General features: G+C 73.5%; 9 protein-coding genes. 4 read left to right on the forward strand and 5 right to left on the reverse strand.

Features of this window, described 5'->3' with window-relative positions; translation table 11 throughout:
- Positions 1–38: 38 nt before the first annotated feature.
- On the reverse strand, positions 39–2,336 hold the full coding sequence (locus ABD308_RS01075; RefSeq protein ID WP_344323750.1) for a glycosyl hydrolase family 18 protein: 2,298 nt from the start codon (positions 2,334–2,336) through the stop codon (positions 39–41).
- Positions 2,337–2,530: 194 nt separating this feature from the next.
- On the reverse strand, positions 2,531–3,523 hold the full coding sequence (locus tag ABD308_RS01080) for an ArsR/SmtB family transcription factor (protein WP_344323761.1): 993 nt from the start codon (positions 3,521–3,523) through the stop codon (positions 2,531–2,533).
- A gap of 75 nt (positions 3,524–3,598) precedes the next feature.
- Here ABD308_RS01080 and ABD308_RS01085 point away from each other — a divergent pair, with 75 nt between their 5' ends.
- A complete protein-coding gene (locus tag ABD308_RS01085) occupies positions 3,599–4,897 on the forward strand; it encodes an MFS transporter (RefSeq protein ID WP_344323767.1) in 1,299 nt (432 codons plus the stop codon).
- A 4-nt stretch (positions 4,898–4,901) separates the two neighbouring features.
- Here the strand turns inward: ABD308_RS01085 and ABD308_RS01090 are convergent, their stop codons facing one another.
- Positions 4,902–5,318: a RidA family protein gene (locus tag ABD308_RS01090; protein WP_344323984.1), complete on the reverse strand. Its 417-nt coding sequence runs from the start codon at positions 5,316–5,318 to the stop codon at positions 4,902–4,904.
- Between the two features lie 110 nt (positions 5,319–5,428).
- Here ABD308_RS01090 and ABD308_RS01095 point away from each other — a divergent pair, with 110 nt between their 5' ends.
- Positions 5,429–5,998, forward strand: a complete 570-nt coding sequence (locus ABD308_RS01095) for a Uma2 family endonuclease (protein ID WP_344323770.1) — start codon at positions 5,429–5,431, stop codon at positions 5,996–5,998.
- 134 nt (positions 5,999–6,132) lie between these two features.
- Positions 6,133–6,906, forward strand: coding sequence for an enoyl-CoA hydratase family protein (locus ABD308_RS01100; protein WP_344323782.1), 774 nt, complete (start codon positions 6,133–6,135; stop codon positions 6,904–6,906).
- A gap of 21 nt (positions 6,907–6,927) precedes the next feature.
- Here ABD308_RS01100 and ABD308_RS01105 read toward each other — a convergent pair whose 3' ends face one another.
- Positions 6,928–7,680, reverse strand: a complete 753-nt coding sequence (locus ABD308_RS01105; RefSeq protein WP_344323792.1) for a maleylpyruvate isomerase family mycothiol-dependent enzyme — start codon at positions 7,678–7,680, stop codon at positions 6,928–6,930.
- 147 nt (positions 7,681–7,827) lie between these two features.
- Between ABD308_RS01105 and ABD308_RS01110 the strand changes: the two genes are divergently transcribed.
- Complete coding sequence (locus ABD308_RS01110) at positions 7,828–8,586, forward strand: acyltransferase (protein WP_344323803.1); 759 nt, start codon at positions 7,828–7,830, stop codon at positions 8,584–8,586.
- A gap of 175 nt (positions 8,587–8,761) precedes the next feature.
- Here the strand turns inward: ABD308_RS01110 and ABD308_RS01115 are convergent.
- On the reverse strand, positions 8,762–9,188 hold a 427-nt coding region (locus tag ABD308_RS01115), incomplete at its 5' end, for a HutD/Ves family protein (protein ID WP_344323815.1).

Below are 9,188 nucleotides of genomic sequence, written 5' to 3' on the forward strand. Positions count from 1 at the left end.
CCACCCCCGCCGGACCCGGCGTGCTCCGGTTTCCGGTGCTACTTGAGGCCGCCGTCGAGCGCGTTGATCAGGGTGCCGCCGGGGGTGTCACCGGTCATGTCCCAGATCATCGCGCCGAGCAGGCCCTTCGACTTCAGCCAGGCGGTCTTCTTGCCGATCGACCAGGCGTCGTCGAAGGTCCACCACTGTCCGCCCGCTCCGGTGTAGCCGTAGGTCGCCACCGACTGTTCGTCGTGGTAGACGGAGAGGTTGGGGAAGGTGGTGATCAGGTTGTTGTAGCCGCGGGTGCCGGCCTCCTCGGCGAACTGGCCGGGGGCCGCTCCGGTCGCGCTCTGCCACTCGCCCTTGACCCCGCCGTCCGCGACGCCCTGCCAGCCGCGGCCGTAGAAGGCCAGGCCGATGGTGAGCTTGCGCGGGTTGACCCCGGCGTCGAGGTAGGGCTTGACGGCCCCTTCGACACTGAAGTGCGTGGTGTAGGGGTCCTGGGCGTCCACGTAGAGGTTGCCCTGGTGGCCGGCGCGGTTGGGCTCCCACGAGTTGTCGCTGCCGGCGCCGTGGAAGTCGTAGCCCTGGATGTTGGCGATGTCCAGGTAGTTGAAGATCTTCGAGAGGTCCCAGCCCTGGTTGATCTTGACCGGGTCGGCCGGGGTGAAGGCGGTCAGCAGCTTGTGCGAGCCGCCGAGCGCGTCCAGCTGCTTGCGGAACTCGGCGAGCAGCGCGGTCAGGTTGTCCTTGTCGTTGGGGCTGTAGTGGTTGCCGGCGTGGCCGTCGGGCGAGCCGGGCCACTCCCAGTCGATGTCGATGCCGTCGAAGATGCCGGCCGCGATGCCGTCGCCGCCCGCGCCGTTGTAGACTGGCAGGTTGCCCTTGAGGAAGATGTCGATGCAGGACTTGACGAACTTCTGCCGGGACGCGTCGGTGGCCGCCGCGTCGGAGAAGTACTTGGAGAAGGTCCAGCCGCCGAGCGAGGCGACGATCTTGAGGTGCGGGTACTTGGCCTTGAGCTTCTTCAGCTGGTTGAAGTTGCCGCGCAGCTTGCCCCAGCCGTCGTCGGCCACGCCGTCGACCGACTGGGCGGCGCTCATCGGGCGGGCGTAGTCGGCGTCGGCGTCACCCGCGCCGGTGCCCTGGTCGGGGTCCTGCGGGTTGGACGTGGTGCCCTTGGTGACGCCGGTCATGCAGGTGAGGTTGGCCGGGTCGATGTTCTCGAACGCGTAGTTGATGACGTCGAGCTTGGCCGCGCTGCCCGAGGTGTCGAGGTTCTTCACGAAGTACTGGCGTCCGTAGATGCCCCACTGGGTGAAGTAGCCGACCCGGGCGTACTTGCCGGTGCCGACCAGGTCGGAGGTGGTGACCTTGAGCGCGGCGGAGGCGGGCGAGGCGTTGTCGGCGCCGTCCCGGGCCTTGACCGTGAAGGTGTAGGAGGTGGACGGGGAGAGGCTGGAGACGGTGGCGGTCAGGGTCGAGCCGGTCACCGTCCTGACCAGCGTGCCGTCCTGGTAGACGTCGTACGCCGCGACCTTCAGGTTGTCGGTGGCGGCGTTCCAGGCGAGCGTCACGTCGCTCGAACCCACGGCGGTGGTGCGGAGGTTGGTGGGCGCGGTGGGCGGCGTCGGGTCGGTGGCCGGGTCGAAGGTGGAGGCGGTGACCGGGGCGCTCACCGGGCCGACGTTGCCGCGGGTGTCCTTGGCGCGGACGGTCAGGGTGTAGCTGGTCGCCGGGGTGAGGTTGGAGACCAGGGCGTCGGTGGTGTTGCTGGTGCCGACCACGGTGGTGCCGTTCAGCACCTCGTAGGAGGCGACCGCGAAGTCGCCGCCGGTCGCGGCGGGCCACTTCAGGGCGAGGCTGTGGGCCGTCGAGTCGGTCACCGTCGGGGTGCCCGGGGCGGACGGCAGGACGTCCGAACTGCCGTCGCACTTGTCGCCGTTGATCCGGCAGCCGGTCGGCGTGCCGATCGGGCCGTTGGCGACGAACCAGAAGCTGTACGGCTCGGTGGTCCGGCCCGCCGGGACGTTGGCGTTGTAGAACGCCGCGACCGCGGTGACGTGGCGGCCGCTGACCGTCGCGGTGCCGTTGTAGCTGTTCTGGATGGTCACGCCGGCCGGGAGGTCGAACTCCAGGGTCCAGCCGTTGACGGCGGTGGTGTTGTCGTTCTTGACGATGTAGGTGCCCTTCCACCAGGAACCGCTGTTCTCGCTGGTGAAGGCGGCGGTGAGCTTGCCGGCCGCGTTGGCCGGGGTGGCTCCCGCGGTGATCGCGGCCACCGGGAGGAGCAGGACGGAGAGCAGTGCGAGCAGCCTGTGGCGGCCTCTGCGCACGCGGGATCGAACGGACATGGTTCTCCCTGCGACTGTGGGGGTTGGACAGGGTGACGCCGAACCGTACGGGGGTGGTGCGGGGTGGTGCGGGGGGCGGTGCGGAGGACATGACATGCCCGCCGTCGTGGGGAGACAGGGGCATGGGCACTGTAGGAGGTACAGACCAATGCGTCAACAGGTCTGTACCACTGTGGAGTTGGCTGGGGCCGGGTTCAGCCGCGGCGCGGACCGCCCGCGAGCTCGTCGCCGAGCGGGCTGCGGCCGTACAGCACCGAACGTCCGTGTCGCGCCCGGGTCACCAGGCCGGTCTCGTGCAGCACCGCCAGGTGCTGGCTGACCGCGCCCGGCGTGACGCCCAGCCGGTAGGCCAGGTCGGTGGTCGAGGCCGGCTCGGCCAGCAGCGCCAGCAGCCGGGCCTTCGGCGCGCCGAGCAGCCGCTCCAGCGCGCGCGGGATCGCCGGCGGCCGCGCCGCGGCCATCCACGCCTGCCCGCGCGCCGGGTAACTGATCTGCGGCGGACGGTCGTTGCTGATCATCGTGACCGCGCCCCGGGCGAAGAAGGTCGGCACCAGGACCAGCCCCCGCCCGTCCACGGTGATCTCGCCGTCCCAGGCCGTCCAGCGGCGGTTGATCGAGAGGACGCCGTCCGTCCAGCGCAGCCGGTGGTCGAGGTCGGCGAACAGCGCCGCCGCGCCCTGCTGGGCCAGCACCCGCGACCGGTAGACCAGGTCCGCCTCCAGCACCGCCCGCGCCCGCGGCCACCACCCGGGCGCCAGACAGCACTCCCAGTACTCCGCCAAGGCGTCGGCGATCCGCGCCAGCAGCCGCGCCGGATCGGCCAGCCCGGCCTCCAGCACCGCGGGCAGCGGCCGGCCGTGCGGCAGGAACGTCCGCTCCAGCTCGCCGCGCAACTGCTCCGGCGGCAGCGCCCGGACGGCGGCCAGCTCGGTGCGGAAGTCCGGCCACGGGACGGCCGGGCGGGGCGTCAGGAAGTCCGGGATCCAGCGGTTGTCGGAGACCAGGGAGAGCAGCAGTGAGGAGTCCAGCCGCTCGAAGGAGGGCCGCAGGCGCTCGAACGCGGCGGACTGCGCGGAGTAGAAGCCCGGGTGGGTCCACATCCGCAGGCTGAGCGCGGCCTCCTGGATCGGCGAGCAGGCGAACCAGGTGGTGGCGAGGTCCGCCAGGTCGAGCTTGAACCGGTGCACGCCGCTCCCCCCGGAGGTTTAGCCACAGCCTAAATCAGTACTGCCCGACGGCGGTGCCGGGGTGGAATCGAGGGCATGACCACCTCACCGGCGGCGAACGCCGCACCGGGTTCCGGGCTGCCCGCGTCCAAGGCCTCCCGCCTGCTGCACCCGGACCCGATGGTGCGCCGGCTCGCCCGGCTCACCTTGCTCAACACCGTCGGCAGCGGCCTCTCGCTCTCCATCGGCGTGCTGTTCTTCACCCGCTACCTCGGCCTGAGCGCGGCGCAGCTCGGCCTCGCGCTCACCGCCGCCGGGCTCTGCGGCGTCGTCGCGAGCGTTCCCGCCGGGCGGGCCGCCGACCGCTGGGGGAGCAGGCCGATCCTGGTGACGCTGGTCGCGCTCACCGGCCTCGGCACCGCCGGCTACACGGCGGTCGGCGGCTATCCGGCGTTCGTGGCGCTCGCCTGCCTGGTCGCCGCCGCCGACCGGGGCGCGGCCGCCGTCCGCAACGCCCTCTACGCCGAGGTGCTGCCCCCCGCCGAGCGGGTGGCCGGCCGGGCGTACCTGCGGGTGGTGACCAACGTCGGGCTCTGCGTCGGCACCGGCGTCGGCGCGATCGCCCTCCAAGTGGACTCGCGCACCTGCTACCTGGCGGCCATCCTGGCCGACGCGGCCTCGTACCTGGTGGTCGCGGTGATGTTCCTGCGGCTGCCGGTGCGGGGCGCGGGCGGGGCCTCCCGCCCGGCACCCGGCGGGCCGGCGTGGCGGGCGTCCCGTGAGCGCAACCCGGCGCTGCGGGACGGGCCGTTCCTGCTGGTGACGGCGCTCAGCTCGGTGCTCGCCCTGCAGTTCGCGATGCTGGAGGTCGGCGTGCCGCTGTGGATCGTCCAGCAGACCGACGCGCCCCGGATCACCGTGGCCGCCACCCTGGTCGTCAACACCCTGCTGGTGATCGCCTTCCAGGTCCGCGCCACCCGGGGCACCGAGCACCCGGCCGCCGCCGCGCGGGCCTGCGGCCGGGCGGGGCTGATCCTGGCCGCCTCCTGCCTGGTGATCGCCCTCGCGCACGGCGCACGCGCCGAACTCGCCGCCCTGGTGGTGCTCGTCGGCGTCGCGCTGCAGGCGGTCGGCGAGGTGCTGGGCCAGGCCGGCACCTGGGCGCTCAGCTACGACCTGGCCGGCGAGCGGGCCCACGGCGCCTACCAGGGCGTCTTCAACGCGGGCAACGCCGCCGCCCTGATGATCGGTCCGGCTCTCGTGTCCACCGCCGTCGTCGGCCACGGCCTGCTCGGCTGGGCCGTCCTCGGCACCCTGCTCGCCGCGGCCGGCCTCGCGATGGGCCCCGCCGTCCGCTGGGCCGCCCGGCGGGGCAAGGTGGCGATGGCGTCCTAGGGGTCTACTCCGGCACCACCGCGAAGGCCTCGACCTCCATCAGCACCTCCGGCAGGAACAGCGCCGCGACCTGCACCGCCGACGAGGCCGGCGGCGGCAGCTCCCCGAGCGCCTCGTCCCGGACCTCGCGGATGGCGGGCAGGTACGCCACGTCGGTGACGAAGTACGTCAGCTTGACGACCTGCGAGAAGTCAGCCCCCGCCGCCGCCAGACAGCGCCGCAGGTTCTCGAACACCTGCCGCGCCTGCGCCTTCGGGTCCCCCTCCCCGACCAGCCGCCGCTCCTCGTCGAACGCCACCTGCCCCGACACCGCCACCAGCCGGCCCGTCCCCGACACGACCTGCGTGTACCCCGTCCCCGGAGCGACCCCGGGCGGCTCGGCGATATGGGTGAGCGGGGCGGTACTGCGCTGCGATTCCATGGTCATATGACCATCGTGGCCGACGACCGGTCAGCACACCAGGCGTTTACGGTCGGTATGCTGCTGCGGTACCTGCGGTGACGAGAGCGTCCGGCCAGGAGGAGAACGTCATGAGCACGGCCCCCCACACTCCCGGCGACTACAGCGCGGTTGCCGATCCCGAGCGGGCGCTGAAGTACGCGATCCAGCATGTCGCGGGCGACCGCGCCGAGATCATCGAAGGAGTCATCACTCCGATGTCGCCGTCGTGGGCGCACGAGAGCGCCGCCGAGGTCATCCGTCGGCAGTTGACTCCTCGGCTGGAGGACCTGGCTCTCGTGTCCGGCTCCGGCAATCTCGACCTGCCCGGATCGGAGAACTGGTACGTCCCCGACCTCGCCGTCGTGCCGGCCGAGCTGGCGGCGAAGACGGAGGGCGCGCTGCTCCCGGACCAGACCCTGCTGGTGGTGGAGGTCGGCTCGCCGTCGAACGCGGAGACCGACCGGACGGTCAAGCGCCGCCGCTACGGCCAGTACGGCGCGCCGCTGTACCTGCTGGTCGACCGGCAGGCCCGTACCTGCACGCTCTTCAGCGAGCCCACCCGGCTCGGGTACGCGGTCGAGGACGGGCCGCATCCGTTCGGGACGGCGGTCCGGCTGCCGGAGCCGTTCGGGCTGGAGCTCGACACGTCGCGGCTCTGATCCGGCCGGACGGCCTCGACCTGGGCACTTCCCGTGGGGAGGGCGGGCGTGTCAGAGTCGTCCGGGCGCCCGTGGCTCACGGGTGGCGGGCGTCCGTTCCGACCCACCCTCAGCCGGAAAGCAGGACCGCACCGATGACCAGTGAAGCGCCCCTCGTCCGTGTGACCACCGAGGACGCCGTCACCACCCTGACGCTCGACTCGCCGCACAACCGCAACGCGCTGTCCACCCGGCTGATGGCCGAACTGACGGCCGGGCTCGCCGGGGCGGCGGCCGATCCGGAGGTGCGGGCGGTGGTGCTGACGCACGCGGGCAAGGTGTTCTGCGCCGGGGCGGACCTCTCGGAGGCGACCGGCGCGGACCCGACGGTCGGACCGCGCGGGCTGGTCGACCTCCAGCGGGCGATCGTGGACTGCGCCAAGCCGGTCATCGCCGTGATCGACGGGCACGTGCGGGCCGGCGGGCTCGGGCTGGTCGGCGCGGCCGACCTGGCACTCGCCGGGCCGGCCGCCACCTTCGCGTTCACCGAGGTGCGGCTGGGGCTCGCGCCCGCCGTCATCTCGCTGCCGCTGCGCCCCAAGCTCGACCCGCGCGCCGCCTCCCGCTACTACCTGACCGGTGAGGTCTTCGACGCCGCCGAGGCCGCCCGGATCGGCCTGGTCACGCAGGCCGTCGACGCGCCGGAGGCGGCCGAGGTCGCGCTCAAGGGCCTGCTGGACGCCCTGCGGCTGGGTTCGCCGCAGGGCCTCGCGCAGTCCAAGCGGCTCGCCAACGCCGAGGTGGTGCGCTCCTTCGAGCGGGACGCCGACGCGCTGGTGGAACTGTCGGCGCGGCTGTTCGGCTCGGAGGAGGCGCAGGAGGGCATGCGCGCGTTCCTGGAGAAGCGTCCGGCGCGCTGGGCGCGCTGACACGCCCTCCTTTCCCGCGCGTCAGATGGCCGCGGCCTCGCGCCACAGGGCGAGCAGCGAGTCGTCCCCGGCGGTGACGACCCGTCCGGTGCCCTCCGGGAGGCGGTTCCAGAGCAGCAGGTAGAGGTCGCGGGCCGGGCCGGTGAGCGTCAGGTCGGCCGGCCGCTCGACGGGCTCGATGGTGATCGGCTCCGGGCTGATGGTCAGCAGCCACCGGCCGGGGCCGTCGCTCGCGGTGATCTGCAGCGTCCGGGTCCGATCGCTGTGGACCTTGGCGCGGCCGATGGTCAGGAAGCCGGTCAGCAGTTCGTCGATGCCGTCGTGGGCGAACTCCGCTTCGGCGTGCGGCCCCTCGGCGCCGGCGGCCGCGTCGGCGTCGATCCGGTGCACGGCCGTCTCGTGCGCCTGGCGGCGGGTCCAGAACGCGAGCGGGCTCGGCGCCGGGAAGAAGGTCCAGCAGTCCAGGTCGGCCGGGGCGGCGCCGAGCGTGTCGACCAGCGTGGCGTGGCCGGTGCGGAACCACTCGACCAGGTCGGCGTCGTCCGGCTCCAGCCCCCAGATCGCCGGCCGGAGCTCGATGGCCTTCTCGCCGGTGAGCTGGTCGCGGACGAGGGCCGTCACCCAGCGGTGCACCCGGCCGGTGTGCAGCACGAGGTCGCGCAGTTGCCACTCCGGGCAGGTCGGGACGGGGGTGGTGAGGTCGGTGCGGGCGGCGGCGTCCGCGAGCAGGGTGCCCTCGCGTCGCAGGGCGTCGAGGTGCGCGGTGATCTCCATGTCCGTGAGTCTGGCAGCCGTGGCGGATCCCGGACGCCGTTTTCCCGAACATGGGGTCGAGACGGCCGGAGCGTGTGACCCCGGGTGGCCCTGTGACCTTGGCCGCCCTCCCACCGGACGGGCCCTACGGGCCGGTAACGTGAGCGCATGTCGATCACGCGTTCCCTGTTCAGCGCCGCGCGGGCGGGCGGCCGACGGACCGCCGGGCGGCTCGTCCACCGGGGCTGGCGGTGGGTGCAGCGGACCGGCGCGGTGTCCAGCGAGAACCCCGGTCCCTACCGGTTCGGCGAGCTGGGCGCGGGGACGAAGCTGTCCTTCCCGCTCGGCGCGGTCTTCAACGAGCAGTGGATCACCATCGGCCCGTTCTCGATCATCGGCGAGCGGGTGACCATCAGCGCGGGCTTCCTGCCCGGGCTCGACCTCGGTCCCGAGCCGATCGTGCGGATCGGCGGCGGCTGCGTGATCGGCCGGGACAGCCACATCGTCGGCCACCAGTCGATCGTGCTCGGCGACGACGTGTGGACCGGCCCCGGCGTCTACATATCCGATCAGGCCCACGAGTACCGGGCCACCGATCTGCCGATCGGCAAGCAGTGGCCGCGCAACGAGCCGGTGGAGATCGGCTCCGGCAGCTGGATCGGCACCGGGGCGGTGATCCTGCCCGGCTCCCGGCTGGGCCGCAACGTGGTCGTCGCGGCCGGCTCGGTGGTCCGCGGGGAGGTGCCGGACCACACCGTGGTCGCGGGCGCCCCGGCGAGGCCGGTCCGCCGCTGGACACCCGAGGAGGGCTGGCAGCCCCCGTTCCGCAACGATCCGCCCCGCCCCCTGCCGGGCGACGTGACCGCGGCCCAACTGCGCGCCCTGACCGGCTGGGACCTGCGGCCGCCGGGCGAGCCGGAGTCCTGAGCGGGGGCCGCCGCGTCCGGCCGGCTTCCCGGGTTGAGCCGGGCGCGGGGGCCGTGCCGGGCGACGCGGGGGCCGGGCGGCGGCCTCGCCCCGCCGCACCACGGGTGCTGCCAGGGGAACGACCGGCCCGGGGGACCGGCGACCGAGGAGCCCGGCACCGCGGCGACGGAGGCCCTCAGGCCTGTGGCGCGCCGCGGAAGGTGATGACGGCGGTGATGCCGTCGGGGCGCAGGTCGTGGGTGGCCGGGGCGGTGAGGAGGGCGGCGTCGTAGCGGGTGAGGGGGGTGCCGTCGAGGGTCGCGGTGCCGGAGAGGCAGACCAGCAGCACGGTGGCGTCGGCGGGGACGGGGACCGGGGCGGGCCGTTCGGCGAGGACGAGGTCGGCGGTCGCGTGGCCGCGCCGGGTCATCACGTTGAAGTCGACCAGCGGGCCGCCGAGCAGCCGGCAGTCGGTGGCCGCGTCGCCGGGGAAGGCGAAGGGGCGGAACGGGGTGTCGACGACGGTCTCGACGCCGTCGACGGACAGCGCCATGCCCGGGCCCTCGTCCAGGGTGATCACCCGGTCGGCGAACCGCGCGGCCTCCTGCGGGGTGCGGGTGGTG

Source organism: Kitasatospora putterlickiae (genome assembly GCF_039527695.1).
Taxonomy (GTDB): domain Bacteria; phylum Actinomycetota; class Actinomycetes; order Streptomycetales; family Streptomycetaceae; genus Kitasatospora; species Kitasatospora putterlickiae.

Coding starts and splice junctions, on each gene's coding strand:
- ABD308_RS01090 (WP_344323984.1), bottom strand. CDS start 5,318: ATGGAATCGCAGCGCAGTACCGCCCCGCTCACCCATATCGCCGAGCCG.
- ABD308_RS01095 (WP_344323770.1), top strand. CDS start 5,429: ATGAGCACGGCCCCCCACACTCCCGGCGACTACAGCGCGGTTGCCGAT.
- ABD308_RS01105 (WP_344323792.1), bottom strand. CDS start 7,680: ATGGAGATCACCGCGCACCTCGACGCCCTGCGACGCGAGGGCACCCTG.
- ABD308_RS01110 (WP_344323803.1), top strand. CDS start 7,828: ATGTCGATCACGCGTTCCCTGTTCAGCGCCGCGCGGGCGGGCGGCCGA.
- ABD308_RS01075 (WP_344323750.1), bottom strand. CDS start 2,336: ATGTCCGTTCGATCCCGCGTGCGCAGAGGCCGCCACAGGCTGCTCGCA.
- ABD308_RS01100 (WP_344323782.1), top strand. CDS start 6,133: ATGACCAGTGAAGCGCCCCTCGTCCGTGTGACCACCGAGGACGCCGTC.
- ABD308_RS01085 (WP_344323767.1), top strand. CDS start 3,599: ATGACCACCTCACCGGCGGCGAACGCCGCACCGGGTTCCGGGCTGCCC.